At 48.4% G+C, this 26,781-nt stretch carries 25 protein-coding genes and 2 pseudogenes; 12 read left to right on the forward strand and 15 right to left on the reverse strand.

Annotated features, from left to right (window positions below):
- Positions 1 to 54: 54 nt before the first annotated feature.
- Both birA and murB read right to left on the reverse strand, forming a co-directional pair.
- A complete protein-coding gene (gene birA / locus MTO69_RS00825) occupies positions 55 to 1,023 on the reverse strand; it encodes a bifunctional biotin--[acetyl-CoA-carboxylase] ligase/biotin operon repressor BirA (RefSeq protein WP_248330288.1) in 969 nt (322 codons plus the stop codon).
- Positions 1,020 to 2,066 (reverse strand): UDP-N-acetylmuramate dehydrogenase, encoded by a 1,047-nt coding sequence (gene murB / locus MTO69_RS00830; protein WP_248334206.1) that lies wholly within the window; start codon positions 2,064 to 2,066, stop codon positions 1,020 to 1,022. The genes birA and murB overlap by 4 nt, the downstream gene beginning before the upstream one ends.
- A 117-nt stretch (positions 2,067 to 2,183) precedes the next feature.
- Here murB and MTO69_RS00835 point away from each other — a divergent pair, with 117 nt between their 5' ends.
- The 8 genes and pseudogenes from MTO69_RS00835 to MTO69_RS00865 all read left to right on the forward strand — a co-directional run bounded on the left by MTO69_RS00835 (position 2,184) and on the right by MTO69_RS00865 (position 8,590).
- Positions 2,184 to 2,612, forward strand: a complete 429-nt coding sequence (locus MTO69_RS00835) for a GNAT family N-acetyltransferase (protein WP_248334208.1) — start codon at positions 2,184 to 2,186, stop codon at positions 2,610 to 2,612.
- Positions 2,613 to 2,735: 123 nt separating this feature from the next.
- A complete protein-coding gene (locus MTO69_RS00840; protein WP_248330290.1) occupies positions 2,736 to 3,353 on the forward strand; it encodes a helix-turn-helix transcriptional regulator in 618 nt (205 codons plus the stop codon).
- A 112-nt stretch (positions 3,354 to 3,465) separates the two neighbouring features.
- On the forward strand, positions 3,466 to 3,801 hold the full coding sequence (locus MTO69_RS00845) for a DUF3135 domain-containing protein (RefSeq protein ID WP_248330292.1): 336 nt from the start codon (positions 3,466 to 3,468) through the stop codon (positions 3,799 to 3,801).
- Between the two features lie 213 nt (positions 3,802 to 4,014).
- A pseudogene (locus MTO69_RS18915) lies at positions 4,015 to 4,236 on the forward strand (Wzz/FepE/Etk N-terminal domain-containing protein); the annotation flags it as partial.
- 390 nt (positions 4,237 to 4,626) lie between these two features.
- Positions 4,627 to 4,752: pseudogene (locus MTO69_RS18920) on the forward strand (GNVR domain-containing protein); the annotation flags it as partial.
- Between the two features lie 373 nt (positions 4,753 to 5,125).
- Positions 5,126 to 5,416 (forward strand): co-chaperone GroES, encoded by a 291-nt coding sequence (locus tag MTO69_RS00855; RefSeq protein ID WP_004410737.1) that lies wholly within the window; start codon positions 5,126 to 5,128, stop codon positions 5,414 to 5,416.
- A 218-nt stretch (positions 5,417 to 5,634) separates the two neighbouring features.
- Positions 5,635 to 7,281 carry a chaperonin GroEL gene (gene groL / locus MTO69_RS00860; RefSeq protein ID WP_248330296.1) on the forward strand — a complete coding sequence of 549 codons (1,647 nt, stop codon included), beginning with the start codon at positions 5,635 to 5,637 and terminating at the stop codon, positions 7,279 to 7,281.
- 142 nt (positions 7,282 to 7,423) lie between these two features.
- Positions 7,424 to 8,590, forward strand: coding sequence for a nucleotide sugar dehydrogenase (locus tag MTO69_RS00865; protein WP_248330298.1), 1,167 nt, complete (start codon positions 7,424 to 7,426; stop codon positions 8,588 to 8,590).
- Positions 8,591 to 8,619: 29 nt separating this feature from the next.
- On the opposite strand, the gene MTO69_RS00870 is transcribed toward MTO69_RS00865, so the two are convergent.
- Positions 8,620 to 9,546 (reverse strand): D-2-hydroxyacid dehydrogenase, encoded by a 927-nt coding sequence (locus tag MTO69_RS00870; protein WP_248330300.1) that lies wholly within the window; start codon positions 9,544 to 9,546, stop codon positions 8,620 to 8,622.
- Positions 9,547 to 9,620: 74 nt separating this feature from the next.
- Between MTO69_RS00870 and MTO69_RS00875 the strand changes: the two genes are divergently transcribed.
- Positions 9,621 to 10,208 carry a YjaG family protein gene (locus tag MTO69_RS00875; protein ID WP_248330302.1) on the forward strand — a complete coding sequence of 196 codons (588 nt, stop codon included), beginning with the start codon at positions 9,621 to 9,623 and terminating at the stop codon, positions 10,206 to 10,208.
- A gap of 729 nt (positions 10,209 to 10,937) precedes the next feature.
- Here MTO69_RS00875 and MTO69_RS00880 read toward each other — a convergent pair.
- On the reverse strand, positions 10,938 to 12,050 hold the full coding sequence (locus tag MTO69_RS00880; RefSeq protein WP_248330304.1) for a CNNM domain-containing protein: 1,113 nt from the start codon (positions 12,048 to 12,050) through the stop codon (positions 10,938 to 10,940).
- A 328-nt stretch (positions 12,051 to 12,378) separates the two neighbouring features.
- Here MTO69_RS00880 and hupA point away from each other — a divergent pair, with 328 nt between their 5' ends.
- Both hupA and MTO69_RS00890 read left to right on the forward strand, forming a co-directional pair.
- Positions 12,379 to 12,651 carry a nucleoid-associated protein HU-alpha gene (hupA, locus tag MTO69_RS00885; protein WP_100754166.1) on the forward strand — a complete coding sequence of 91 codons (273 nt, stop codon included), beginning with the start codon at positions 12,379 to 12,381 and terminating at the stop codon, positions 12,649 to 12,651.
- 87 nt (positions 12,652 to 12,738) lie between these two features.
- Positions 12,739 to 13,434: a DUF1481 domain-containing protein gene (locus MTO69_RS00890; RefSeq protein WP_248330306.1), complete on the forward strand. Its 696-nt coding sequence runs from the start codon at positions 12,739 to 12,741 to the stop codon at positions 13,432 to 13,434.
- A 141-nt stretch (positions 13,435 to 13,575) separates the two neighbouring features.
- On the opposite strand, the gene purD is transcribed toward MTO69_RS00890, so the two are convergent.
- Positions 13,576 to 14,865: a phosphoribosylamine--glycine ligase gene (gene purD, locus MTO69_RS00895; RefSeq protein ID WP_248330308.1), complete on the reverse strand. Its 1,290-nt coding sequence runs from the start codon at positions 14,863 to 14,865 to the stop codon at positions 13,576 to 13,578.
- Between the two features lie 116 nt (positions 14,866 to 14,981).
- Positions 14,982 to 16,574 carry a bifunctional phosphoribosylaminoimidazolecarboxamide formyltransferase/IMP cyclohydrolase gene (purH, locus tag MTO69_RS00900; protein ID WP_248330310.1) on the reverse strand — a complete coding sequence of 531 codons (1,593 nt, stop codon included), beginning with the start codon at positions 16,572 to 16,574 and terminating at the stop codon, positions 14,982 to 14,984.
- Between the two features lie 282 nt (positions 16,575 to 16,856).
- Here purH and zntR point away from each other — a divergent pair, with 282 nt between their 5' ends.
- Positions 16,857 to 17,285 (forward strand): Zn(2+)-responsive transcriptional regulator, encoded by a 429-nt coding sequence (gene zntR, locus MTO69_RS00905; protein WP_248330312.1) that lies wholly within the window; start codon positions 16,857 to 16,859, stop codon positions 17,283 to 17,285.
- On the opposite strand, the gene MTO69_RS00910 is transcribed toward zntR, so the two are convergent.
- The 9 genes from MTO69_RS00910 to MTO69_RS00950 all read right to left on the reverse strand — a co-directional run bounded on the left by MTO69_RS00910 (position 17,282) and on the right by MTO69_RS00950 (position 26,774).
- The gene (locus tag MTO69_RS00910) at positions 17,282 to 18,253 is read right to left on the reverse strand and encodes a sensor domain-containing diguanylate cyclase (RefSeq protein ID WP_248330313.1); all 972 of its coding nucleotides are present in this window, start codon (positions 18,251 to 18,253) and stop codon (positions 17,282 to 17,284) included. The genes zntR and MTO69_RS00910 overlap by 4 nt on opposite strands.
- A gap of 173 nt (positions 18,254 to 18,426) precedes the next feature.
- A complete protein-coding gene (fis, locus tag MTO69_RS00915; RefSeq protein ID WP_000462885.1) occupies positions 18,427 to 18,723 on the reverse strand; it encodes a DNA-binding transcriptional regulator Fis in 297 nt (98 codons plus the stop codon).
- A 71-nt stretch (positions 18,724 to 18,794) separates the two neighbouring features.
- Complete coding sequence (dusB, locus tag MTO69_RS00920; RefSeq protein ID WP_248330315.1) at positions 18,795 to 19,757, reverse strand: tRNA dihydrouridine synthase DusB; 963 nt, start codon at positions 19,755 to 19,757, stop codon at positions 18,795 to 18,797.
- A 139-nt stretch (positions 19,758 to 19,896) separates the two neighbouring features.
- Positions 19,897 to 20,784: a 50S ribosomal protein L11 methyltransferase gene (gene prmA / locus MTO69_RS00925; RefSeq protein WP_248330317.1), complete on the reverse strand. Its 888-nt coding sequence runs from the start codon at positions 20,782 to 20,784 to the stop codon at positions 19,897 to 19,899.
- A 162-nt stretch (positions 20,785 to 20,946) separates the two neighbouring features.
- Positions 20,947 to 22,290, reverse strand: a complete 1,344-nt coding sequence (accC, locus tag MTO69_RS00930) for an acetyl-CoA carboxylase biotin carboxylase subunit (protein WP_248330319.1) — start codon at positions 22,288 to 22,290, stop codon at positions 20,947 to 20,949.
- Between the two features lie 15 nt (positions 22,291 to 22,305).
- A complete protein-coding gene (gene accB, locus MTO69_RS00935; RefSeq protein WP_248330321.1) occupies positions 22,306 to 22,764 on the reverse strand; it encodes an acetyl-CoA carboxylase biotin carboxyl carrier protein in 459 nt (152 codons plus the stop codon).
- A 61-nt stretch (positions 22,765 to 22,825) separates the two neighbouring features.
- The gene (gene aroQ / locus MTO69_RS00940) at positions 22,826 to 23,275 is read right to left on the reverse strand and encodes a type II 3-dehydroquinate dehydratase (RefSeq protein WP_248330323.1); all 450 of its coding nucleotides are present in this window, start codon (positions 23,273 to 23,275) and stop codon (positions 22,826 to 22,828) included.
- Between the two features lie 705 nt (positions 23,276 to 23,980).
- The gene (gene acs / locus MTO69_RS00945) at positions 23,981 to 25,930 is read right to left on the reverse strand and encodes an acetate--CoA ligase (RefSeq protein ID WP_248330325.1); all 1,950 of its coding nucleotides are present in this window, start codon (positions 25,928 to 25,930) and stop codon (positions 23,981 to 23,983) included.
- Positions 25,931 to 26,141: 211 nt separating this feature from the next.
- Positions 26,142 to 26,774 carry a 3'-5' exonuclease gene (locus tag MTO69_RS00950; protein ID WP_248330327.1) on the reverse strand — a complete coding sequence of 211 codons (633 nt, stop codon included), beginning with the start codon at positions 26,772 to 26,774 and terminating at the stop codon, positions 26,142 to 26,144.
- Positions 26,775 to 26,781 lie beyond the last annotated feature (7 nt).

A 26,781-nucleotide genomic window follows, 5' to 3' on the forward strand; every position in this document is an offset into this window, starting at 1 on the left:
ACTCGCCACTCGCCACTCGCCACTCGCCACTCGCCACTCGCCACTCGCCACTCGTTACTCGCTTCCCGCCGCTCTCAAACTAATCTCGCCACCGATAAAGCTCTCGATGCCTTGTTCGGTTTCGAGCAGCACCGCGCCTTGTTCATTAATACCTCGTGAGGTGCCAACAATCTCACGTGGGCCCATAATCAGTTTGATCGGGCGGCCGATAAAGTTGTCGAGGCGATTCCAGCGCTCGACAAAGCCTTGCATGCCATAAAGCTCGTAATCTGATAGAGCCTGATGCAAGGTTTTGATTAAGGTGATCGCCAGTTGATTGCGGTCAAACGACTGTGATTGAGCCACTTCAGTTAAGCTTGCCCAAGGTTGGGTAATGCCCTCGGTGTTTTCCGCCATCATTAGGTTCATGCCCATCCCGATCACTAGGTGTGCCGCCGCGCCCGCTTGCCCCGACATCTCCACTAATATGCCCGCTAGCTTGCGGTCTTGATAGTAAAGGTCGTTCGGCCATTTGAGCTTAACACCACAGAGTCCAAGCTCCTCCAGCGCTTCGACAATCGCTACGCCGACCACCAAGCTCAGCCCCATTGCTGCCGCCATGCCCGCGTCTAAGCGCCAATACATCGATAGGTATAAGTTGGCGCCAAACGGAGAGACCCACTCGCGGCCGCGACGCCCGCGTCCTTTGGCTTGATATTCGGCAATGCACACCGAGCCTGATTGCAAGCTATCGATGCGGTCGAGGAGATATTGGTTGGTGGAATCAATAATCGGGATCAGAGCAACGGGCGTGGATAGCGCATCCGTCAAAACTTGCTGATCAAGTAGCTGTATCGGCGTTGCGAGTTGGTAGCCTTTACCTTGCACGCGGAAGATATCGACGCCCCACTGCTCTATGCCTTTAATGTGTTTACTTATCGCCGCTCGGGTCAGATTTAGCTGCTCGCCCAGCTGTTCCCCTGAGTGAAATCCACCTTGAGCCAAGGTGTTTAAAATAGCAAGCTTAACGGAATGGTCTTTCATGAGCGGCTCTCCAACATCTGCTCAAGTGTGGTCTCGCTATCTGCTCCCATAAAACGGACTTCGTGTTCAAGGGTGATTTGGTAGCGCTGCTTTACTTTATCGCGAACATACGCCGCAAGGTTGACCACATCATCGGCACTGGCGTTATTGGCGTTAATCAGCACTAACGCTTGGTTTTGATGTACCTGAGCGCCGCCGATGGCAAAGCCTTTAAGCTGGCATTGGTCGATGAGCCACCCCGCCGCGACTTTTATTCCGTTCTCGGCTGGGTAGGCGACAATCTCTGGGAATTGTTGTTTAAGTTGGTCAAAATGCGCTTGAGATATCACTGGGTTTTTGAAAAAACTTCCCGCGTTACCTGTGACGTTCGGATCAGGCAATTTTTCCATTCGAACCTGACAGACACGTTGAAAAATATCGCTTGCCGTCGGAATGCTCTCTGCTAATGACTTGAGTGGTCCGTATTCAATCTTAGCTTGCCACTGCTTAGTGAGCTTTAACCCCACCGCCACAATCACCACTTTTCCTTGTAGCTCACGTTTAAATATCGAATCGCGGTAACCAAATTGGCACTCATCAACACTCAATCTGCGCACTTCAAAGCTATCAAGATCAAGCACATCGACATAGTCACACACGTCTTTCAGCTCTACACCATAAGCGCCGATATTTTGAATCGGCGCGCTGCCGACACAGCCGGGAATTAACGCTAAGTTTTCCAGCCCCGGATAACCTTGCTCTACCGACCAAGCGACTAGCGAAGGCCAATCTTCACCGGCTGCAACATGCAAATGCCACGAGTGCTCGGATTCAGATACCTGCTTACCTTGCAAGCGATTGACGACCACTACGCCCGCAAAAGGTGCGGTGAACAGCATATTGCTGCCTTTGCCGAGCAGAAGTTTAGGTAAATCAGCCCACTGTGGATTTTGATAAACCGCCATCAAGTCATCAAGCGTGTGTGCCTCGACTAACCATTGGCAGGTTTGAGGGATGGTGAAAGTGTGGTACTGGCGTAAGTCTGCGTTGGCTTTTGGCTGCATAGTGGTCGGTACTGTGTTGTGAATAGGGGTGGTGTGCATAGGGATTTGCATTGTGTTGATGGGCTAATCTAAACTGCCTGCATTCTACCCCAATTTTACCGCGGATTTTACTCTTTGATCGGCTCATTGACTATTGAACCTCTTGACCCTATTAAACTTCCTTTGGTTGCCCGCTTGTATAAAGCGCATTATCCCTCAGGCAAAGCCAAAAAAGATGAGTTGACGCTCGCGGGTTATCATCAAAACCAAATCGCCGCAGTGGTGCGCTTTCGCAGTATTGATCAGTATCGACTGTTGACCGGGATGCTGGTGGTGCCGGAATATCGTCAACAGGGTTTTGCTCACCAATTGATGACGCACTGCCAGCAGCAGGTGTTACAGCCAGGTGACTACTGCTTTGCCTACGCCCACCTAGAAGACTTTTACGCGCAATATGGCTTCAGACCGCTTGGAGGTTCCGAGTTGCCGAGTCCGCTCAACAGCTTGTTTGAACGCTATAGCCGAAGCAAAAGTTTGGTGGCGATGCGCTATCAAGCCATGGTATGAGCTCGGTAAAAACATCTCGGTTGAAAATAACGGCTGCTAACAACCCCACGGCTCTCAACCCTGTAAAGCATTTGCTTTATAAACCACTTGCTTCATAATATTTTGGGGGTTGAGGGAGCGAACATGAAAAGCGTCGAAAAGATTTTACAAACGGTGAAGCGTGAGGGGGCGGTAACAGCTAAGCAAATTGCGGATGAGCTGAGCATGACCACCATGGGCGCTCGTCAACACTTGCAGGCGCTTGAAGATGACGGTTTGTTGGCATTTGAAGACCTCAAGGTCAAAGTGGGCCGGCCTACTCGCCATTGGTCTTTGACGCAAAAAGGACACGCGCAGTTCGCTGATCGTCACGGTGAACTCACTATTCAAGTGATTGAGGCGGTTGAGTCGCTGTTTGGCTCTGATGGCTTGCAGAAAGTCGCGGATGAACGCGAAGCGCAAACCTATCAATTCTATGCTTCGCAGCTGGAACAGTGTCGCACTCTGGAGCAAAAGTTAGCTCGCTTGGTCGAACTGAGGCAGCAAGAGGGCTATATGGCAGAGTTTGAGGTCAAAGATAAAGGCTTTGTCTTGATTGAAAACCATTGCCCTATCTGTAAGGCGGCCACCCGATGTCCTAGCTTGTGCCAATCTGAATTGAATATCTTCCAGCGTTTATTGGGTGAAGGATACACTGTGTCGCGCAGCGAACATATTGTCTCTGGCGAAAGACGCTGCGTGTATCATATCGCTCCTCGTTAAGGCTCTGCCTTTCTCTATTCTAAAAAATAACACACCGTCATTACCCCAAACCTCCGTTATCGACTATTTTTAATAGTGTGTTGATAAAATAATCAACAGTAATGGAGGCCGTATGCAATCACCGTTAATTAATCAAACTTTGCCGTCGTTCGATGAGTTAATGGCGATGGCAGAGCGTAACCCCGCCGCTTTCAACCAGTTTAAGCAAGAGATGTGTGAAGAGATGATTCAATCGGCCTCAACAAAAATGCAAGCTAGGTTATGGGCACAACAAAGCCACATCGACCGGGTACTAAGTAAGTGCAAAAACCCCAACCAAGCGAACGTGGTGCTGATGCGAGAACTGGTCTCGCAAATGGTCAAGTTTCAAGATGTGCTTGATAGTGACTGCAGCGAGCTCGACAACAAACCCAAAGCAGAGGTGATCCCTTTCGATAGCTGGCGTTGAGCGGTTATAAGTTTGAAGTGACGAGTTACGAGAAATGATTACTTGACTATAAAAGCCTATCGTTCAAAGTTCTTCGCCATTCGCCATTCGCCATTCGCCATTCGCCATTCGCCATTCGCCATTCGCCACTCTCTATGCTAACCTTGCGCAATCAATGATGACTCCATTTTTCATAAAGGACTAAGCGTGAGCGGGCAAAACCAACAACCTCCTATGAATCAGCAGTATGCACCACAAATCCCACCTTCTTTTCAGAACAATGATGAAATCGATTTAAGAGAGCTGTTTAAAGCGCTTTGGGATGGGAAATTGATCATTTGTGTAATGACTATCGTAACCGCGTTAGGAGCGGCAGGTTACGCCTTTATGAAACCAAATCTGTACCAAGCACAATCTTCATTTTTACTCGATAAGCGCTTTTTTGATACGTCCGGGGTTTACGAGCTTGATGTTAGTTCTGAACTTATATCCAGTCAAAGCTTTAAAAAGCAGTTATCGGAGTATTCTGGATTAGAAGAGTCAATGCTCAGCAGTATCAACTTATCCAAGCGTGGCAATGTCATCTCAATTTCACAAATATCAATGGAGGCCAAAGCAGCCTTCGATAGAGTAAGTAAGGTAAGCGATGTTTTGAATGATGTATTGAAACAGCAAGAACTAAATAAAGTACAGGTCACGCTTGACTCTTTGCGTGCCAACACGGGCACGGATCATATTTCCTTAAAGTCCCAAGACTACTTGGATGAACTGCTCGCGCAGCAATTGTTTAAGAAAGCCATGTTGCAGAGCCCAAAAACACAAATTGTCACCGTGCTTAGTCAAGCGTCTTTACCAACTTCTCATATCAAGCCTAAGAGAGCCCTGATTATAACGCTTGGCACACTCCTCGGTGGTATGCTCGGTGTTGCCATCGTACTGGTGCGTTTTGCGTTTCGCCGCGAAGAGGACTAAATAATTCAAAATATTGCGTAGAGCGCGAGCAAGTTGATTTGCTCGCGCTTTTTTTCGCCACTCGGTATTATCTAGGTGAAGTCGTCATTCCGTAAGAGAGGAACGAACTATACGGAATCTGGTTTTGGCATCTGTGTTAATAGATTCTGAATCACGCTCGTGCCTCGCTGTTCAGAATGACCGATATTCTAGGTGCTAGTCACTAGAAACTCGCCACTCGCATCTATTCAGATCCCGATCACAAATTTTTAATCTCTCCCCCTTGGGTTTCTCCAAACTGCCCCAAATATAGTTACCACAAGACTTTGAATCCTTGTGCAATCGCGCAAGGCCATTATCAAATCAACATGGAAATTTTCAGGAGAGACGACCGATGAACATTCGTCCATTACACGACCGAGTTATCGTAGAGCGCCAAGAAGTTGAGTCTAAATCAGCGGGTGGCATTGTTCTGACTGGTTCTGCTGCAGAGAAATCAACTCGCGGCGTAGTGCTAGCTGTGGGTAAAGGCCGCATCCTAGAAAACGGTACTGTTCTGCCGTTGGACGTTAAAGTAGGTGATACTGTTATCTTCGCTGAAGGTTACGGTACTAAAACTGAAAAAATCGACGGTAAAGAAGTGCTAGTCATGTCTGAAAACGACATCATGGCAATCGTTGAATAATTGAATTTCTATTGAGAACACAGCGTGTCATAGCTAGATTCTGAATCACGCTCGTACCTCGCTGTTCAGAATGACAGTACTCAGAGCGAAGCTATTCAGCTTCGTCATTCCGGAAACGAGGAACGAGTTATCCGGAATCTGGTTTTACTAAAATGCTTAGTAAGTTCTGAGTCACGCTTTAAAGTAAAGAATCAAAAAGAATTTAAAGGAAACTAAAGATGGCTGCTAAAGACGTTAAATTTGGTAATGACGCACGTATTAAAATGCTAGAAGGTGTCAACGTTCTAGCTGACGCAGTAAAAGTCACCTTGGGCCCTAAAGGCCGCAACGTAGTTCTAGACAAATCTTTCGGTGCTCCAACCATCACTAAAGATGGTGTGTCTGTGGCGCGTGAAATCGAGCTAGAAGACAAGTTCCAAAACATGGGCGCGCAAATGGTTAAAGAAGTTGCGTCTCAAGCCAATGACGCTGCGGGTGACGGTACAACCACAGCAACGGTTCTTGCTCAAGCTATCGTTAACGAAGGCCTAAAAGCGGTTGCCGCTGGCATGAACCCAATGGATCTTAAGCGCGGTATCGACAAAGCTGTCGTTGCCGCGGTTGAAGAGCTTAAAGCGCTGTCTGTGCCATGTGCTGATACTAAAGCTATCGCACAGGTGGGTACTATCTCTGCAAACTCTGACTCTAGCGTGGGTAACATTATTGCCGAAGCGATGGAAAAAGTCGGTCGTGACGGTGTGATCACGGTTGAAGAAGGTCAGGCGCTACAAGACGAGCTAGACGTGGTTGAAGGTATGCAGTTCGATCGCGGTTATCTATCGCCATACTTCATCAACAACCAAGAAGCGGGCTCAGTTGATCTAGAGAACCCATTCATTCTTCTTATCGACAAGAAAGTATCGAACATCCGTGAACTACTGCCAACACTAGAAGCGGTAGCAAAAGCGTCTCGTCCTCTGCTAATCATCGCTGAAGATGTGGAAGGCGAAGCGCTAGCAACACTGGTTGTGAACAACATGCGCGGCATCGTTAAAGTAGCAGCGGTTAAAGCGCCTGGTTTCGGTGACCGTCGTAAAGCGATGCTACAAGACATCGCTATCCTAACTGGCGGTACAGTGATCTCTGAAGAGATCGGCCTAGAGCTAGAGAAAGTGGTTCTAGAAGACCTAGGTCAAGCGAAACGTGTGACCATCACTAAAGAAAACACCACCATCATCGATGGCGCGGGTGAAGAAGAGATGATCCAAGGTCGTGTTGCTCAGATTCGTCAACAAATCGAAGAAGCGACTTCGGATTACGACAAAGAGAAGCTACAAGAGCGTGTTGCTAAGCTAGCGGGCGGTGTTGCAGTCATCAAAGTGGGCGCAGCGACTGAAGTTGAAATGAAAGAGAAGAAAGACCGCGTAGAAGATGCACTACACGCAACTCGCGCAGCGGTTGAAGAAGGCGTAGTCGCGGGTGGTGGTGTTGCACTTATCCGTGCAGCGTCTAAGATTGTTGACCTACAAGGCGACAACGAAGAGCAAAACGTCGGTATTCGCGTGGCACTACGTGCAATGGAAGCGCCTATCCGTCAAATCACCACCAACGCTGGTGACGAAGAGTCAGTGGTTGCTAACAACGTGAAAGCGGGCGAAGGCTCTTACGGCTACAACGCGGCAACCGGTGAGTACGGTGACATGCTAGAGATGGGTATCCTAGATCCAACTAAAGTGACTCGCTCTGCACTTCAGTTTGCCGCTTCGGTTGCTGGCCTGATGATCACCACAGAAGCGATGGTGACCGATCTACCACAGAAAGACGCGCCTGCGATGCCTGATATGGGCGGCATGGGCGGTATGGGTGGCATGGGCGGTATGATGTAATCACCCCTAGCGACCTATCGCAATGGAAAGCGGAGACCTCGGTCTCCGCTTTTTTGTGTCTTTAAATTGTCAAACGGGCGTCTTATCGCTGCAACTTGAGCAAGGAACTCTAGTTATTCGCGAACAGTGAATGGAGTACACAATGAAGATTGCGGTCGTTGGATGTGGGTATGTGGGGCTTTCAAACGCGCTATTGCTAGCGCAGAATCACAAAGTAGTGGCATTTGATATTGATACCCACCGAGTCGATTTACTCAAAGACCGAATGTCGCCAATTTGCGACTCCGAGGTCGAGTCATTTCTTCGTTACAAGCGCCTAGACTTCCGAGCGACAACCGAGGCACAGTTGGCATATTGTGATGCGAAATATGTCATTATTGCTACACCGACTGATTATGATCCGGTTACTAACTATTTTGATACCTCATCCGTTGAAGCAGTGATTCGAGATGTACTGACGTTCAACTCACGGGCCACAATGGTGATTAAATCCACGGTGCCAGTCGGGTATACCGAGCGTATCAAGCGAGAATTTGGCTGCGAGAATATTATCTTCTCGCCAGAGTTTCTTCGTGAAGGTAAAGCGCTTTATGACAATCTGCATCCTTCACGTATCATTGTTGGCGAGCAGAGTGAGCGGGCACGTGAGTTTGCCAACTTAATGGTTGAAGGCGCAAAGAAGCAAGACATTGATGTACTGCTCATCAACTCGACTGAAGCTGAAGCGGTAAAACTCTTTTCTAATACCTATCTTGCGATGCGAGTGGCGTATTTCAACGAGCTAGATTCATACGCCGAAGCGCATGGACTGGCAGCCCGTCAGATAATCGAAGGCGTTGGTTTAGACCCGCGTATTGGCAGTCACTACAATAACCCGTCGTTTGGCTACGGAGGTTACTGCTTGCCAAAAGACACTAAGCAACTGCTCGCCAATTACCAGGATGTGCCAAACAATATCATTGGCGCGATTGTCGACGCTAACCGCACTCGCAAAGACTTTGTCGCAGAGTCCATTCTTAAACATGAGCCTAAAGTCGTCGGTATTTATCGCCTTATCATGAAAGCGGGCTCGGATAATTTTCGCGCCTCCTCGATTCAGGGCATCATGAAACGCCTTAAAGCGAAAGGTGTGACGGTGATTGTTTATGAACCCGTTCTGGAAGAGGATCAGTTCTTCAACTCGGAAGTGGTTCGTGACCTCGAAGCGTTCAAAGCGCAATCGGATGTGATCGTTTCTAACCGTATGGCGTTAGAGCTGGCTGACGTTGCCGACAAAATCTACACGCGTGATTTGTTCGGTTGTGACTAGCCAGAAATGGAGCCTGATTGCACTTCAGGTTAGTAGCCTTTCTCTAGGTCAATTTGATTCACCAACCCAAACCCATCACGCCAGCGCTGGTAGTTATCCGCAAAGATATCGACCACTTGCTCTGGAAAGCTGAGAGCGGCGATGTGTGGTGTTACGGTAATCTGCGGGTGACTCCAAAACGGGTGATTGGGTGATAGAGGCTCTTGCTCAAACACGTCGAGAAACGCGTGTTCAATTGCACCACTTTCTATCGCGTTGAGCAGACCTAATTCATCAATGGCGCTGCCACGACCGACATTAAACAGCAAGGCTTGCTGGCACGCGGCTAAGCTGGTTTGGTTTAGAATCTGCTGAGTATGCGCGGTATTGGGTAGGGTGTTGACCACAATATCGGCCTGTGCCAGCGCGGTGGCTAACTCCTGAATATGATAGATGGCGCTAAACGGCGAGTGTTTGGCTGGAATACCGCTGCGATTAACGCCAATAGGTTGCATCGATAGGCTTTTGACTGCTTGAGCCAGATGAGCGCCAATCGAGCCTGTACCGAGAATCACCACTTTTTTATCGGTTAACGAAGAATAGGGGAGCGGTGACCACTCAGCTTGGCTTTGTTGCTGTCGGTAGTGGTTAAAGTGCCTAAAGTGCGAGGTGCTATAGCCGATGACGTACTCGGCGATTTGCTGACCGAAGATCCCTTTGACATTCGTAAGCTGACCATCAAACTGATTCAGAGCGGGAATAAGCGCATCTACGCCGGCATAAATCGATTGAATCCACTCGACATTGGCAAAGTCTTGGATTCGCTTTGCCGCTTTGGGAGGTGAAGCAAGCAGTATGCTGGCCTCGCTAGGTTGCTTTGTGATCGCCAACTGTGGCAAGGAGGCTTGCTCAATCAGATGTCGATATTGGTCATTGTCTTCGGTGAGTAGATAGACTCGGTGGGTAAAATTGTTCATCGCCTTGCTTTTTTCCCTGTTGGTTATCAAGTAAACTCTCGCAGTCTAAATCAATCATTAGCTCACGAGTCCCTATGCTACAGAACCCTCTTCAGCTTCGTCTAGAGAAGCTCGAACCCTGGAAACAGATTACCTTTATGGCTAGCCTGTGTGAACGTATGTATCCTAACTATGCGATGTTTTGTGATAGCACTCAGTTCGCCGAGGCGCGCGTTTATCGCGACATTCTCGATAGCATTTGGGAGCAACTGACCGTCAAAACCGCCAAAGTGAATTTTGAACGTCAGCTTGAAAAGCTCGAAGAAATCATCCCAACCTCAGAAGATTATGACTTCTATGGTGTTTATCCTGCGATTGATGCTTGTGTGGCGCTGTCGGATCTGTTGCATGGTCTACTGGATAGAGATTACCTGTACGAGAACATGCATAAAGTGAGTCAGCAATCGGTGATGACGGTAGCGCAGCTAGAAGAGGCGCAAACGGGTGAAGAGATTACCAACCAAAACCAGAAGCAGAATGAAGCCGTGTGCGCCGAGTGGGATGTGCAATGGGCTATTTTCCGCCCTCTGCGCGAAGCTGAAGAGCGTGACATTGAACTGATTAAAGATTTACGCGCTGAACTGCGTGATGAAGGTGTGAGTAATATCGGGGTGAGTATCTAGGTTTGTGCTTTATGGTGATGGGGTTAAGGCGTCATTCCGTAAGTGAGGAACGAGCTATACGGAATCTGGGTTTTGAGCGAGTTGGCTTAGATTCTGAATCACACTCGTACCTCGCTGTTCAGAATGACGGATTCTATAGGACTAGTTCCTAGAGTATGATGTCTAGGAACTAGGTTTGTACTTTATGGTAATGGGGTTAAGGCGTCATTCCGTAAGTGAGGAACGAGCTATACGGAATCTGGGTTATGAGCGAGTTTGCTTAGATTCTGAATCACACTCATGCCTCGCTGTTCAGAATGACGGATTCTATAGGCCAAGTTCCTAGAGTTTGATGTCTAGGAACTAGGTTTGTACTTTATGGTGATGGGGTTAAGGCGTCATTCCGTAAGTGAGGAACGAGCTATACGGAATCTATGGTTTTGAGCGAGTTGGCTTAGATTCTGAATCACACTCGTGCCTCGCTGTTCAGAATGACGGATTCTATAGGCCTAGTTCCTAGAGTTTGATGTCTAGGAACTGGGTTATTACTTTTTGAGTGATTGGGAGGCGTCATTCCGTAAGTGAGGAACGAGCTATACGGAATCTGGGTTTTGAGCGAGTTGGCTTAGATTCTGAATCACACTCGTACCTCGCTGTTCAGAATGACGGATTCTATAGGACTAGTTCCTAGAGTTTGATGTCTAGGAACTAGGTTCTAGGCACTAGGAACCATCATCACTAGGAACTATATTACGCGTCTTTCTCCTTCGGCGCTTCAACCGGCTCCTCGACCACTTGTTGTTCCTCATCATCATCGTCACGATTCTCAATCACGCCATGGGTTTGCTTCCAACGTTCCCATCGCTCGAACGCCAACTCTTGCATGTCGGTGGCATGATCGGCCTCATCGACAATCTTTTCGCCGACCAAATGCTCAAAAATATCCTCTAGGGTCAAAATACCCTGAATCGTGCCATATTCGTCGACAATCATCGCCAATTGCAGGCGTTTAGCCATCATCTGCTCAAACGCTTTCGGTAAACGCAGCGTGTTGAGTAACACGTGCAACGGACGCATAACCGCCCCAAGTTGGCGGCTGCCATGACCGGCTTGTTGCATCTTAAATAGCTCAAGACGGTGGACAAAACCGATAATGTTGTCAGTAGATTGACTGTACACCAATGGTCGCGAAAACGGCGTATCTTCATGCTCGGCAAGAAACTCGTCAATGGTCGACTCGGCGTTAACACGAAATACTACTGGGCGTGGTGTCATTACTTGAGTGACTGGCACATCTTGAATACCGAGTAAGTTGGTAAGAATTTTGGATTCACCTTCGGCAAACTCACCACTTTCGCGGGCCAAGATCGCCATCGCCGAGAGCTCATCGCGCATCTTAGGTGCTTCGCTGCCACGGGCAAGGCGCTTAGTGATCTGCTCTGAGAACCACACAAACGGCGTAAGTGCCCAAACCATCCAACGCAGCACAACCGCAGCACTAGGCGCGAGCTGACGCCAGTAGGTGGCACCAATGGTTTTCGGAACAATCTCAGACATCACCAAAATACCCAATGTCAGCACCGCAGAGAAAACGCCCAACCACTCACTGCCAAACACCACTGCCGCTTGTGCACCTGCACTGGCTGCACCTATGGTGTGAGCGATGGTGTTGAGGGTGAGAATCGAAGCCAACGGGCGGTCGATGTCCGCTTTGAGTTTAGCCAGGTGATCCGCGGCTGGGTGCCCTTGCTGACGCAATTGTGCAATGTAGCTGGGGGAAATACTGAGAAGCACTGCTTCCAGTACCGAACAAATAAACGATACGCCAATGGCAATTGAAACGTATAGAGTTAGCAGAAACATAAAGGTCCTATGTCAGTTCACTCACTTCTAACTTTGCAAGAAAAGGCGAACTTTTCTTACCTGTGCATTATTGATGTGAGCGTTTTATATTCGCTTTGAACCCCACAATATCAGGCTTCTAGGGCTATTGCAGTGTAATAAATAAGGCTTAACGTGGTGAAAAACAAGCTTTAACGCTTGCTGACAGAGTAACAAATTGTGAGTTAATACTCAGATTATGGTTAAAAGTACGGCATGAGAGCTAAAGAACGCTTACAAACCTTTGCCAGATGGGGCATTTATGCTTTAGAGTGAGTTGAATTCGATAACATATGAGAAGGGAAACCTAATGAACAAGACCCAATTAATCGACTTTATCGCAGAGAAAGCAGATCTATCTAAAGCACAAGCTAAAGCTGCTCTTGAAGCAACTCTTGATGGTGTGACTGATGCACTTAAAGAGGGTGACCAAGTTCAACTAATTGGTTTTGGTACATTCAAAGTTAACCACCGTGCAGCTCGTACTGGCCGCAACCCAAAAACTGGTGCTGAAATTCAAATCGCTGCTGCAAACGTACCAGCCTTCGTAGCAGGCAAAGCACTAAAAGATTCAGTAAAATAATTTAATACTGATTTCAGAGTTTTAAGCTCAAACTGTATATAATACGCCAAGGTAGTCGCTATCTTGGCGTATATTTATTTTATGACAATGAAAAACACACTTTTTGCTATGTTGGTTGCGGGCGCTTTAGCGGGTTGCTCGAGTAGCGATCCCCAGCCAAATCTTGACCAGTTTTCCGATTATACTGGCGGGCAAACTATTGGTGACTCAACTAGCTTATATTGGTACACCGAGCGAACCACTTTCCCTTACTCTGCCGGCGATTATGTGAGTGCAGGCGATTATGGCTGGTATCAAACCGATTATCGCTGGAGTCAAGGCGAGCTGCGTGAGTTAATTCGTCAAGGCGAACAACTACGCGAAAACCAAGAGTTGGTACCGTATCGTATTCATGTCCGCTTTGATAAGGGCGGAGAGGCGATTTACCAGCAGTATCGAGTTAATGGTAAAGTTCTGCCACTGAAATCAGACAAACTGGAATGGCTCAAACAAGAGGCGCGCAATATCCCGCAAATCACCAAAGTACAAACCAGTGATGGTTTACGCTTGATTCAAGGTTATTGGGATGGGTCGAGCTTTGATACCTGCTCTGGTCGAAACTATCAGCGGGTCGAGTTTAATGAGACCTTGCCGAGCTTTGTGGTTAATCGTTTATCAACTATTGATAGTTACGTCGCCTTTATTGGCTCAACCCGTTCGGGGAAAATTACCGTCAATGAGTTGCTGATGCTCGCAGACGACAGTCAAGATTGTATTGAGCGCCCAAGCTTTATCGAAGAATAATCTCATCTCGCTTGAATAGCCCAATCACCATTCAACAAAAAAGGCTTGGTATTTAAAACACCAAGCCTTTTACATTTGCTCGAAACTCGAAACTCGAAACTCGAAACTCGAAACTAGGATCTAGATACTAGGAACTCCCACCTATTCCCCTTGTTCGCGTGCAATCGCTCGGTAACCGATGTCATTGCGGTGGAACATGCCATTCCAGCTAACTTGCTTAGCCAGCGCGTAGGCGCGTTGCTGTGCTTCTGAGACGCTGTTCCCAAGTGCTGTTGCACAAAGAACGCGACCACCATTGGTCACAACTTCACCAGCAGCATTATTAGTCGTGCCAGCGTGGAAGATCTTTTCACCGTCTTGCTCGCTCTCTGGCAGAGAAATAACATCACCTTTAGCGTAATCAGCCGGGTAGCCACCTGCCGCTAGCACAACGCCAATAGACGCACGTGGATCCCATTTAGATTCAGCTTGGTCCAGCTTCTCGTCGATGGCCATCAGACACAGTTCAACCAGATCGGATTCCATACGCATCATGATAGGTTGTGTTTCTGGATCACCAAAGCGGCAGTTGTACTCGATCACTTTAGGTGTGCCGTCTTTATCGATCATCAGCCCCGCGTAGAGGAAGCCAGTATACGGTGCGCCCTCTGCATCCATACCGCGAACGGTAGGGTAGATAACTTCTTCAAGAATACGGGTATGGATTTCAGGTGTGACCACTGGAGCTGGCGAGTATGCGCCCATACCGCCAGTGTTAGGGCCAGTATCTTTGTCGCCCACACGTTTGTGGTCTTGGCTGGTGGCCATCGGCAGTACGCTGGCGCCATCAACCATCACGATGAAGCTGGCTTCTTCGCCATCAAGGAACTCTTCGATAACCACTCGGCTACCCGCTTCACCAAACGCGTTACCCGCCAGCATATCTTTGATTGCGTCTTCGGCTTCTTTTAGTGTCATTGCAACGATCACACCTTTACCCGCAGCAAGGCCGTCGGCCTTAACCACGATAGGTGCGCCTTGCTCACGTACGTAAGCGAGAGCAGGTTCAATCTCTGTGAAGTTAGCGTAAGCCGCGGTCGGGATGTTGTGGCGCGCTAAGAAGTCTTTAGTGAAAGCTTTGGAGCCCTCAAGTTGCGCCGCCGCTTGAGTTGGACCAAAAATTGGCAAGCCAGCTTCACGGAACGCATCCACTACACCAATAACCAGTGGCGCTTCTGGGCCTACGATAGTGAGCTCAATTTGTTTCTCTTTGGCGAAAGCTACCAACTCAGAGATGCTTTCGACACCGATATCAACGTTCTCAAGCTTTGGCTCAAGAGCGGTGCCTGCGTTACCTGGTGCAACGAACACTGTTTCAACATTTGGGTTTTGTGCCGCTTTCCAACCTAAAGCGTGTTCACGGCCGCCAGAGCCGATAATTAAAACTCGCATTGTTAAATTCCTTAAATGAAATTAGTTAGCTCCGAGTATCGAGTAGAGAGCTTCGAGTGATTGCTTTTGACCTTACTCGTTGCTCTCGACTCGGCGCGAAGCACTCTCGTATCTTTTTAATGACGGAAGTGACGCATGCCGGTAAAGATCATCGCCATACCATGCTCGTCGGCTGCTGCGATAACTTCGTCATCACGCATAGAGCCGCCCGGTTGAATCACGCACTTAATGCCCGCTTCGGCTGCTGCATCGATACCATCACGGAATGGGAAGAAGGCATCCGATGCCATTACACAACCTTCAACCTGTAGGCCTTCGTCAGCGGCTTTGATGCCTGCGATTTTCGCAGAGTAAACGCGGCTCATTTGGCCTGCGCCGACACCGATTGTCATGTCACCTTTTGAGTAAACAATCGCGTTTGATTTCACGTATTTCGCGACTTTCCAGCAGAATAGCGCATCTTTGAGCTCTTCTTCTGTCGGCTGGCGTTTAGAAACCACTTTTAGATCATCCAGGCTCACCATACCCTGGTCACGGTCTTGAACCAGTAGGCCGCCGTTAACGCGCTTAACATCAAAGCCGGTTGTCTTGGTTGTCCACTCGCCGCACTCTAGTAGGCGAACGTTCTTCTTCGCTGCAACCACTTCAATTGCTTCTGCTGATACCGATGGCGCGATGATCACTTCGACAAACTGACGCTCAACGATCGCAGTTGCTGTTGCTGCGTCTAGCTCTTGGTTAAAGGCGATGATGCCGCCGAATGCTGAGGTAGGGTCGGTTTGGTAGGCGCGGTCATAAGCTTCAAGAATGTTGCTGCCTAGCGCAACGCCACATGGGTTAGCGTGCTTAACGATGACACAGGCTGGCTGGTCGAACTCTTTCACGCACTCAAGCGCTGCGTCTGTATCTGCAATATTGTTGTAAGAAAGGGCTTTACCTTGGATTTGACGAGCTGTTGAAACAGACGCTTCTTCTGGATTTGCTTCTACGTAGAAAGCAGCATCTTGGTGGCTGTTCTCACCGTAGCGCATATCTTGTTTCTTGATGAACTGCTGGTTGAAAGTGCGAGGGAATTTAGACTCTTCATCACCTTCCTTGTTCTCTCCGTATGAGGGAACCATAGTGCCGAAGTAGTTGGCAATCATACCGTCGTAAGCCGCCGTGTGCTCGAACGCTGCGATAGCTAGGTCAAAACGAGTGTCTAGCGTAAGAGACTTGTCGTTTGCGTCCATCTCAGCGATAACACGGTCATAGTCGTGAGCATTTACAACGATAGTGACATCTTTGTGGTTTTTCGCCGCAGAGCGAACCATAGTCGGGCCGCCGATATCGATGTTCTCAACGGCGTCAGCGAGAGTACAGCCTTGTTTTGCGACGGTTTCTGCGAATGGGTAAAGGTTAACCACCACCATATCGATTGGATTGATGCCGTGCTTTTGCATAACCTCATCGTCTTGACCACGACGACCTAGCACACCACCGTGCACTTTAGGGTGAAGTGTTTTAACACGACCATCCATCATCTCAGGAAATCCAGTGTAGTCAGACACTTCGGTTACTGAGATGCCTTTTTCTGCCAGTAGGCGAGCGGTGCCGCCCGTGGATAGGATATCCACGCCACGCTCAGCAAGAGCCTGAGCAAATTCTACGATACCAGTCTTGTCTGATACGCTAATTAAAGCGCGGCGAATAGGACGAGCGTTAGTCATGCTTCCATTTCCTCAAAGTCACAGAGTTAATATAAAGATATTTGCCAAAAATGAACTTGTTCTTACGCTCTGTTATATTGCTAACGGGTAAGAGATTGGCCAGTTTTGGTAAAGACCTTTGTCATCATCCACTGATGCAAAACGAGTCTCTGAGTTTGGTGGCGCACATTCTAACTAATTTATTACAAAAAAGCTCGCGCAATCGTTTGGCATCGCAAAAATAATTGCAAAAACAGCCATTGTTGATGGTAAACGTAATGAAAGCGTTAAATAGGAAGTGTTATGTTTCAGATCGGCGAACTGGCAAAACGCTGTCAAGTTACAGCGGATACGTTGCGTTTTTACGAGAAAAACCAGCTGATTAAACCGGCAGGGCGCAGCAGTTCAGGCTATCGTCTCTACAATGAAAGCAATCAGCAGCAGGTCAACTTTATCATTCGCGCTAAAGACCTTGGCTTGAGCTTAGAAGAGATCCGCGAGTTATTGGAAATTCGTTTAGAAGCGACGGAGCATAGCTGCGCTGAAGTCAAAGCGATCACCTCGGCTAAACTGGATCTGATTGATGAGAAGATTGGTGAGTTGACCCGCATTCGTACGGCTCTAAAAAAAATCAATGATGCTTGCTGCGGACACGTCGATGATGATGCGAGTCATTGCTCGATTTTAACCGCACTGGCGAGTGAAGAACCCCAAGGAAAGCGTCAGCGTTAAGAGGCGCGACGAATGTTCACACTTAGCTTAGTGTTGGTTTTGATTTGCGGCAGATTGTCGTAATAGAGGGTGACCTGATTTCGTCCGGTTTGCTTCGAGTAGTACATCGCTTTGTCTGCTTGTACCATTAACTCGCGCACCGACGAGACTTGAGCGTTGAGCTCTGCAATACCTATACTCACGGTCGGAGTGATCACATGGTCATCAACATGACAAGGCGTTGAAGCCACACTATCACGAATGCGCTCGGCGATGTCGTAGGCTTGAATGGCGTTGGTTTGGGTTAGGATGACACCAAACTCTTCTCCCCCTAGACGACCGATATGGTCGTGGCTGCGCACCATGGTTTTACACATTTGTGCTACATGCGTAATCACCTCATCACCAGAAAGGTGACCCACCTGATCGTTGATCTCTTTAAAGTGGTCTATATCTATCATTAAGCAACTGAGGTGGCGCTGCTGAGGGCGGTCAAACTCTCGCTCTAAGTGCGTCATAAACGCGCGCCGATTGAGAATGCCTGTTAACTCATCGGTTTCCGCCTGCTTCTTAAGCTCAGTCTGCTGTAGGTAGCTTTGGGTTATTTCCCGCTCCTGCCATAACACATACTGAAGTCCGTTACTTAAGGTGATTGGCTTTAAATTGGCTTCAAACCATCGCTGTTCATGCTCCTGCCACGCCTCTAGCGCTTCGATAGACATTTGCAGTTGATCACTCGCGCACAGCGAGTAATGAAGTTGGCCGCGAGTGCCACCGTTGAGAGCTTGAGTAAATTGATAAGTAAAGCGTTCAACCACTGGCTGGGGTAGGAGTTGATGAAAATGCTGACCCACGACTTGATGTTGCAGACCAGCAGAGGGCTCACCGAAAGCATCAATGACGATACCATCTGCAGACATGATCAATAGACGATCAGGCAGTTCTCTAAGCATCAAGCCTAGCCATTCTTCCTTTTGCATATCAATCATGTAGAGCGCTCAAAAAAAGTAGTAATTTTTCATTATATCGGCCACTTTTTCATACGCAATCGGAATTGATCACAGATTGATGAATCTTTGTACTACTATCGAACTGATTAATATAAAAAAGCCGGGCTCATAAAATGAGCCCGGCTTCAATCGATAAATAATGCAATGAATGATTAGTTCATGCCGTATTTTTTCAGTTTCTTGCGAAGAGTACCGCGGTTGATACCCATCATAGTCGCAGCGCGAGTTTGGTTACCGCGCGTGTATTGCATGATGGTGTCTAGTAGTGGCTGTTCTACTTCAGCTAGAACTAATTCGTATAGTTCTGTGACTTCTTGGCCGTTTAGTTGAGCCAAGTAGTTTTTAAGAGACGCTTTAACAGAGTCACGTAAAGGCTTTTGCGTAATCTGGTCTTGTGACGTTACTGTAGTTACTGTTAATGCTTCTGAAGTCAGATTTTGTTCGAACATATTCGGTCTAGCTCTTCTCTTAATTATGATGCAACGTTAAGCCAAGATATGTGCAGCGTGTGCTGCAATATTTAGGCTAAATCAAAATACTCTTCTAGCGCCTCAAGTTGCAGCGGGGCTGCATCGAGAGCGTTGAAGGTACGGCGAAACTCACTCGCTTGTTCATGTTCTTTTAGGTACCAACCTACGTGCTTGCGCGCGATTCTTGGGCCCAAATACTCACCATAAAAAGCATGGAGAGCACGAACATGACCGAGCAGAATGTCTTTGACTTCCGCAAGCGGAAGCTCAGGCATTGTGGTGCCGTTTTCCAAAAAGTGTTGGATTTCCTGAAAAATCCACGGACGTCCTTGGGCAGGGCGTCCAATCATCAAAGCGTCGGCACCGGTGTACTCCAGTACCTGCTTAGCTTTCTCTGGGCTATCGATATCACCATTGGCGATAACCGGTATTGATACAGCTTGCTTAACCGCTTTAATGCTGTCGTATTCCGCCTCACCTTTGTACATGCATGCCTTAGTGCGCCCATGGAGCGCTAAAGCTTGTATGCCGCAGTCTTCGGCTAATTTCGCAATTTGAACACAGTTTTTATTGTCTGTGTCCCAGCCCGTACGAGTTTTTAATGTCACAGGGACATCCACTGCGTCGACTACTGCTCTCAGAATCTGTTCAATGATGTCTGGATACTGTAGCAGCGCAGAGCCCGCGAGCTTTTTGTTTACTTTTTTTGCTGGGCAACCCATGTTGATATCGATGATTTGCGCACCGTTTTCAACACTGAACTGAGCAGCATCGGCCATAAGTTGTGGATCAGCTCCGGCGATTTGTACAGAGCGAATGCCCGATTCGCCTTCGTGTACCATGCGTTGCTTGGATTTAGACGTTTTCCATAGTTTTGGGTTGGACGACATCATTTCACTGACGGCCATTCCCGCACCATAGCGGAGACACAACTCTCTAAACGGTCTATCGGTTACCCCAGCCATAGGAGCAACGATGAGATTATTCTTGAGTTGGTAATTTCCGATTTTCAAAACGTCTTCACAGCTTAGAACCAGTAAGGGCGCGCATTTTACGCATTTTTTAGCGCCGTGAAAAGACTAATATTTGAGCATTTACAAATTGTTTTTCCAAAATGCCTAAAAATCAGTCAATTAGCTAGCAAAGTCTTGTCTAGCCTTGCTTGCGCCCCGAGATGCGGCACCATTCACTCTGTTCTTTAATCGGATCAATGTGAAGCTCATCACGGTAATAATTGGCAACATCTTCCGCTTGCGTATCAAGAACACCTGACATAGCGAGCTGGCCATTTGGCTTGACTAGTGACTTAATGATTGGCGATAGCTCACGCAGTGGACCGGCGAGAATATTGGCCACGACAACATCTGCGATCAGTCCTTGTGGTTGATCCTGAGGTAGGAACACTTCAAGTTTGTCAGCCACACCGTTGCGCTCAGCGTTGTCTTTGGACGCTAGCAGCGCTTGAGGATCGATATCGATCCCGATCACTTTTTCAGCCCCAAGCTTGATCGCAGCGATCGCAAGAATGCCAGAGCCGCAGCCAAAGTCGATCACCGTTTTTCCAGATAGGTCTAGCTGCTCTAGCCACTCCAGACACAGTGCAGTAGTCGGGTGGGTACCGGTACCAAAAGCCAGGCCGGGATCGAGCATCACATTGACAGCGTCTGGCTCAGGGACTTCACGCCAACTTGGGCAAATCCATAGTCTCTCGCCGAACTTCATTGGGTGGAAGTTATCCATCCACTCACGCTCCCAATCTTTATCTTCAAGCTGCTCAATTTTGTAAGCAAAGCCTTCAGCGAATAGCCCGCTCAGTTTGGTTTGCTCGATGATGAAATCCGTGTCTGCTTCGGCGTCATACAGCGCGAGGATGTCGGTGTCACCCCAAAGGCGAGTTTCTCCCGGAAGTGGCTCAAACACGGGGGTATCGTGAGCATCTAGGAAGGTGACCGACAAAGCGCCGGTCTCTTCCATCAGCATATCACCGATCTGCTCTGCGTTTTCGTTGGTGGCATTGAGTTTGATTTGAATCCAAGGCATGGCTATCTGCTCTCAAAAATAAAATTTGCGCAGAGTGTAGCAGATCTCTGCTGAGATTATAGGCGTAAACAAAAAATGCTCACCGGAGTGAGCATTTGATATTAGTTTCGAGTTTCGAGAGGGAGAGTTTGTTCTCGCAACTCGTCACTCGCAACTTTAAGCTTACTGAAGCCCTAGCTTCTTCTCTAGGTAATGAATGTTGGCACCACCGTGTTGGAAGTTTTCATCATTCATAATGCTTTCTTGTAGCGGCACGTTGGTCTTGATGCCTTCAACAATCATCTCACCGAGTGCGTTCTTCATACGCGCAATCGCGACGTCACGGTTCTCACCGAAGGTGATCAGTTTACCGATCATTGAATCGTAGTGAGGAGGCACTGTGTAGCCGGTGTAGATGTGCGATTCCCAACGAACGCCCATACCGCCTGGAGCGTGGAAGCGTTCAATCTTACCTGGTGACGGTAGGAAGCGCTCTGGGTCTTCAGCGTTGATACGACACTCGATCGCGTGGCCGCGAATCTTGATGTCATCTTGAGTGAATGACAAAGGCTGGCCTGCGGCAACGCGAAGCTGCTCTTTGATAAGGTCTACACCGGTGACCATTTCAGTCACAGGGTGCTCTACCTGAATACGAGTGTTCATTTCGATGAAGTAGAACTCGCCGTTTTCGTAGAGGAATTCAAACGTACCTGCGCCGCGGTAACCGATTTCTAGACAAGCGCGGGTACAACGTTCACCGATGTACTTACGCATCTCTTCTGTGATACCTGGTGCTGGTGCTTCTTCAACCACTTTCTGGTGACGACGCTGCATTGAACAGTCACGTTCACCTAGGTGGATAGCGCCGCCTTGACCGTCAGCAATCACCTGAACTTCAACGTGACGAGGGTTTTCTAGGAATTTCTCCATGTAAACCATGTCGTTGTTGAACGCTGCTTTGGCTTCTGCGCGAGTCATGGCAATGGCTTCTACTAGTTCAGCTTCTGAGCGAACCACACGCATACCACGACCGCCGCCGCCGCCAGAGGCTTTGATGATCACTGGGTAACCGATGCGCTTAGCGTGCGCTCTGTTTTTCGCATCATCGTTATCTAGCGGACCATCTGAACCTGGCACACAAGGGACGCCGGCTTTTTTCATCGCGGTGATCGCAGAGACTTTGTCGCCCATCATGCGGATGGTATCGGCTTTCGGACCCACAAAGATGAAACCACTGCGCTCTACTTGTTCGGCAAAGTCAGCGTTTTCAGAAAGGAAACCGTAGCCTGGGTGGATCGCGACTGCGCCCGTGACCTCTGCAGCAGAGATGATGCGCGGGATGTTTAGGTAGCTATCAATACCACGAGCAGGACCGATACAGATGGCCTCGTCTGCCAGCAATACGTGTTTTAGGTCACGGTCAGCGGTTGAGTGAACCGCAACGGTTTTGATACCGAGTTCTTTACATGCGCGAAGAATTCGAAGCGCAATCTCGCCTCGGTTCGCGATGACTAATTTATCTAGCATAAGAGAGAGCCTCTATTATTCGATAACAACAAGTGGTTGGTCGAATTCAACTGGCTGGCCGTCTTCAACTAGGATAGCGGTCACAACGCCAGACTTGTCTGCTTCGATTTGGTTCATCATCTTCATTGCTTCAACAATACACAGAGTATCGCCAGCGTTTACAGATTGACCCACTTCAACAAAGGCTTTTGAATCTGGGCTCGGAGAGCGGTAGAAAGTACCGACCATTGGAGAAAGAACCTGATGACCAACTGGAGCTGCTGCAGGCGCTGCCGCTTCAGGAGCTGCTGCTGGTGCCGCGGCTGGCGCTGGTGCTGCTACAGGGGCAGGTGCCGCTGCGTAATGCACTGGTGCTGGAGCGGCTGTACCGTTACGGCTGATGCGTACCGACTCTTCACCTTCAGAGATCTCTAGCTCGGCAATGCCAGACTCTTCTACTAATTCGATAAGCTTCTTGATTTTACGGATATCCATCTTTTTCTTTCTCTTTTATCTTGTGAATAAGACAGCTCAACTTGAGCTGCAGAGTGTTGAGTTACTTGGCCTGCAGCGACTTTATTGCGGCAGACAAAGCGAATTCGTAACCTTGCGCACCGAGACCGCAGATCACCCCCTGCGCTTTATCAGACAGGTAAGAGTGGTGACGAAAGGGCTCTCGTGCATGCACATTGGATAAATGCACTTCGATAAATGGGATGGCAACCCCAAGCAACGCATCTCTGAGCGCGACACTGGTGTGAGTGAACGCGGCTGGGTTGATGATGATAAAGTCCACTTGGTTGTAAGCGGCATGAATCGCTTCGATCAACTCATACTCACGGTTAGATTGGAGGTGGTCTAGCTCGACCCCTGCGTCGTGAGCTTGCTTGGTTAAATTGTCGATAATCTGTGGTAGGGTTGAAGAACCGTAATGAGCGGGTTCACGTAGACCTAACAGGTTTAGATTTGGACCATTTAAGACAAGAATGCGTGATTTTGCTGTCATTATGCTGCCATCTTCCTACTTCATGTTATGAACTAGAATACTCCCATATAATTTCAGATTCAGCATGCAAATTTTTAATTAATAGCAGCGAATCTTTGAAATAGACCAAGATTATAGCTAATTCAGCGCAAATCGCAGCAATTTACTGGTCTAATCACCTGGAAGAGAGATTGGAAGTGGGACGGGGATCTAGGCTCGATGACGGTTGGCACTCGAACCAGTGCGGCAAGGGATGAAAAAAACACACCGTGCATAGGATATGCGCGGTGTGTTTTTGTATGGTTTCTAGTTTCTAGTGCTTATTGTGACCGTCATTCTGAACAGCGAGGCACGAGCGTGATTCAGAATCTTGTCGCTTGCTAGATCCCAGAGTTGGTTTTCTAGCGACTAGGCGCTCGCCTCGAGGGACTGAAAACCAGATTCCGTATAGCTCGTTCCTCACTTACGGAATGACGCCTTGGATGTCGCTATTTAGAGTCGGGAGATGAGACCGTCATTCTGAACAGCGAGGTACGAGCGTGATTCAGAATTTTGTTGGTTGCTAGATCCCAGAGTTGGTTTTCTAGCGACTAGGCGCTCGCCTCGAGAGACTGAAAACCAGATTCCGTATAGCTCGTTCCTCACTTACGGAATGACGACCTAATATAAGTTATTCCTAGTTCCTAGAGTTGGGTTTCTAGGAACTAGGCACTCGCTTCTCGCAACTTAAGCCAGTTCAGCTTTCTCGGCAATCAACTTATCCACTACGCTTGGATCCGCTAGCGTCGAGGTATCACCTAAGTTACTGGTGTCACCGGTAGCGATCTTACGTAGAATGCGGCGCATGATCTTACCTGAACGGGTCTTAGGTAGTGAGTCAGTCCAGTGCAGCACATCTGGCGTGGCGATAGGACCAATCTCTTTACGCACCCAATCTTTCACCTCTTTGTGCAGTTCAGCACTTGGGAACTCGCCATCGTTGAGCGTGATATACGCATAAATCGCTTGGCCTTTGATGTCGTGTGGAATACCCACAATCGCCGCTTCGGCAATTTTATCGTGAGCCACGAGCGCAGATTCAATTTCTGCCGTGCCCATACGGTGGCCAGACACGTTGAGTACGTCATCAACACGACCAGTGATCCAGTAGTAGCCGTCTTCGTCGCGACGTGCACCATCACTGGTGAAGTACATACCTTTAAAGGTCGAGAAGTAGGTTTGCTCAAAGCGGTCATGGTCACCATAGACAGTGCGCATCTGACCTGGCCATGAATCTAGAATCACTAGGTTGCCGTCTGTAGCACCTTCAATGATGTTACCCATGTTATCAACGAGAGCAGGTTGTACGCCGAAGAATGGACGTGTTGCCGAGCCTGGCTTGAGGTCGGTTGCGCCTGGAAGTGGAGCGATCAGAATGCCGCCGGTTTCGGTTTGCCACCAAGTATCTACGATTGGCGAGTTCTCGTTGCCGATGGTTTTGTAATACCACTCCCACGCTTCTGGGTTAATCGGTTCGCCCACTGAACCCATAATACGTAGGCTGCTACGAGAAGTGCCTTCAACCGCTTCATTGCCTTTTGCCATCAGGGCACGAATCGCTGTTGGCGCCGTGTAAAGGATGTTCACTTGGTGTTTGTCGACCACTTGGCTCATGCGATTGGTGCTTGGGTAGTTTGGCACACCTTCGAATAGGATGGTTTTGGCACCATTAGCGAGTGGGCCGTAGATTAAGTAAGTGTGGCCAGTAATCCAACCCACATCCGCCGTACACCAGAAGGTTTCCCCTGGTTGGTAGTCGAACACGTATTTGAATGTCATTGCCGCATAGACAAGGTAACCGCCGGTGGTGTGCAGAACGCCTTTTGGCTTACCGGTTGAACCTGAAGTGTAAAGAATGAACAGTGGGTCTTCTGCTTTCATCTCTTCTGGCGGGCAGTCAGAAGAGACATTGGCTGTGGCTTCATGCCACCAAACGTCACGATGCTCGTGCCAGTCGATATCACCACCAGTACGTTTCATCACGATGACTTTTTCGATGGTTTTCACTTCTGGGTTAGTTAGTGCTTCGTCAACGTTTTTCTTCAGTGGAACCGCGCGGCCACCACGAACGCCTTCGTCAGCGGTAATGACGACTTTCGCATCTGAATCGATAATACGACCTGACAGGGCTTCAGGAGAGAAACCACCGAATACTACCGTGTGAACTGCACCGATACGGGTACAAGCGAGCATGGCTACAGCTGCTTCGGTCACCATTGGCATGTACAGACAAACCACATCGCCTTTACGTACCCCTTGCTCTTTCAGTGCGTTAGAAAATTCACACACTTCTTTGTGTAGCTGTTTGAACGTGAGTGTTTTGTCATCGTTAGGATCGTCACCTTCCCAGATAATCGCCACATCATCACCGCGCTCGGCCAAGTGGCGGTCAATACAGTTGGCTGAAACATTGAGTGTGCCATCTTCAAACCAGCGAATATCCACGTGTCCGGTATCAAAAGAGGTGTTTTTGACTTTAGTAAACGGCTTGATCCAATCAACAATCTTGCCGTGCTCGCTCCAGAATCCAACCGGATCGGTCACCGATTGCTGATACATGGCTTGGTAAGTGTCTTGATCCGCGTGGGTGGTTTTCTTGATGTTCTCTTTTACCGGATAGATATGGGCTTCACTCATTGCTTATCTCCTTGTGCTTAATTCTTAACGAATTGAGCAAGTGTCCGTTTAAAACGATGTGACCGCTTGGTCATAACGTCGCAAAATCCTTATACCTATAACTTTCCTGCACAGGCGTGAATTCGACAATTAGACTTTAGGATGAGAACGAATAATCTGCTTAAAAATGAATGAGCTATGTTTGAAATTGAGAGTCAGATCTAAGCAAGCATCATCGTGTGTAGGGAAGATTAAGGCTAGGGAGATCACCTTTTGTCAGCCGAACGAACACTAAGGCGGCGGCGATAGCGTCTTGCAAGGCGTCGTGTTTGTCTTGCAGGGGCAGGTCGAGATGTTTGCAAATCGCATCCAAACTCAGGTCGAAATAGGCGTTGGGCAGATGCTGTTCAAGCTTGTCGTGATAGATCTGACTGACTTCGATAAGCGGGTTAGGCAGCGGGAAGCCAAGCTGTTTGCGACAGGCAAGATCGAGGATCTTTTTGTCGTAGCGGATGTGGTAACCGACCAGCGGACGATTACCGATAAACTCGAGCAGTTGAATCAAGGCTTGTTTCTCGTCAATACCGTCGGCCAAGTCTTGATGGCGAATTTTGTGGATTTTAATCGAGCCAGAGTCGAGCGATTGCGGTGCACGCAGACGCACTTCAAATGGGGTGCTGGTCAAGATGCGATTATCAATAATTTTGGTCGCGGCGATAGTCACCAGCTCGGCGCGGTTTGGGTCTAGGCTGGTGGTTTCGCAGTCAAGCGACACGTATTCGCCTTTCTCAACCGAGGCAAACAGTGATTGATAGGGCGAACCTTTTAACTTGTAGTACCAATAGCGGCGCGAAATCCAGTTCATTGCCTGT

This window comes from Vibrio sinaloensis (assembly GCF_023195835.1).
Taxonomy (GTDB): Bacteria; Pseudomonadota; Gammaproteobacteria; order Enterobacterales; family Vibrionaceae; genus Vibrio; species Vibrio sinaloensis_C.

Coding starts and splice junctions, on each gene's coding strand:
- birA (WP_248330288.1), bottom strand. CDS start 1,023: ATGAAAGACCATTCCGTTAAGCTTGCTATTTTAAACACCTTGGCTCAA.
- murB (WP_248334206.1), bottom strand. CDS start 2,066: ATGCAGCCAAAAGCCAACGCAGACTTACGCCAGTACCACACTTTCACC.
- MTO69_RS00840 (WP_248330290.1), top strand. CDS start 2,736: ATGAAAAGCGTCGAAAAGATTTTACAAACGGTGAAGCGTGAGGGGGCG.
- MTO69_RS00845 (WP_248330292.1), top strand. CDS start 3,466: ATGCAATCACCGTTAATTAATCAAACTTTGCCGTCGTTCGATGAGTTA.
- MTO69_RS00855 (WP_004410737.1), top strand. CDS start 5,126: ATGAACATTCGTCCATTACACGACCGAGTTATCGTAGAGCGCCAAGAA.
- groL (WP_248330296.1), top strand. CDS start 5,635: ATGGCTGCTAAAGACGTTAAATTTGGTAATGACGCACGTATTAAAATG.
- MTO69_RS00865 (WP_248330298.1), top strand. CDS start 7,424: ATGAAGATTGCGGTCGTTGGATGTGGGTATGTGGGGCTTTCAAACGCG.
- MTO69_RS00870 (WP_248330300.1), bottom strand. CDS start 9,546: ATGAACAATTTTACCCACCGAGTCTATCTACTCACCGAAGACAATGAC.
- MTO69_RS00875 (WP_248330302.1), top strand. CDS start 9,621: ATGCTACAGAACCCTCTTCAGCTTCGTCTAGAGAAGCTCGAACCCTGG.
- MTO69_RS00880 (WP_248330304.1), bottom strand. CDS start 12,050: ATGTTTCTGCTAACTCTATACGTTTCAATTGCCATTGGCGTATCGTTT.
- hupA (WP_100754166.1), top strand. CDS start 12,379: ATGAACAAGACCCAATTAATCGACTTTATCGCAGAGAAAGCAGATCTA.
- MTO69_RS00890 (WP_248330306.1), top strand. CDS start 12,739: ATGAAAAACACACTTTTTGCTATGTTGGTTGCGGGCGCTTTAGCGGGT.
- purD (WP_248330308.1), bottom strand. CDS start 14,865: ATGCGAGTTTTAATTATCGGCTCTGGCGGCCGTGAACACGCTTTAGGT.
- purH (WP_248330310.1), bottom strand. CDS start 16,574: ATGACTAACGCTCGTCCTATTCGCCGCGCTTTAATTAGCGTATCAGAC.
- zntR (WP_248330312.1), top strand. CDS start 16,857: ATGTTTCAGATCGGCGAACTGGCAAAACGCTGTCAAGTTACAGCGGAT.
- MTO69_RS00910 (WP_248330313.1), bottom strand. CDS start 18,253: ATGATTGATATGCAAAAGGAAGAATGGCTAGGCTTGATGCTTAGAGAA.
- fis (WP_000462885.1), bottom strand. CDS start 18,723: ATGTTCGAACAAAATCTGACTTCAGAAGCATTAACAGTAACTACAGTA.
- prmA (WP_248330317.1), bottom strand. CDS start 20,784: ATGCCTTGGATTCAAATCAAACTCAATGCCACCAACGAAAACGCAGAG.
- accC (WP_248330319.1), bottom strand. CDS start 22,290: ATGCTAGATAAATTAGTCATCGCGAACCGAGGCGAGATTGCGCTTCGA.
- accB (WP_248330321.1), bottom strand. CDS start 22,764: ATGGATATCCGTAAAATCAAGAAGCTTATCGAATTAGTAGAAGAGTCT.
- aroQ (WP_248330323.1), bottom strand. CDS start 23,275: ATGACAGCAAAATCACGCATTCTTGTCTTAAATGGTCCAAATCTAAAC.
- acs (WP_248330325.1), bottom strand. CDS start 25,930: ATGAGTGAAGCCCATATCTATCCGGTAAAAGAGAACATCAAGAAAACC.
- MTO69_RS00950 (WP_248330327.1), bottom strand. CDS start 26,774: ATGAACTGGATTTCGCGCCGCTATTGGTACTACAAGTTAAAAGGTTCG.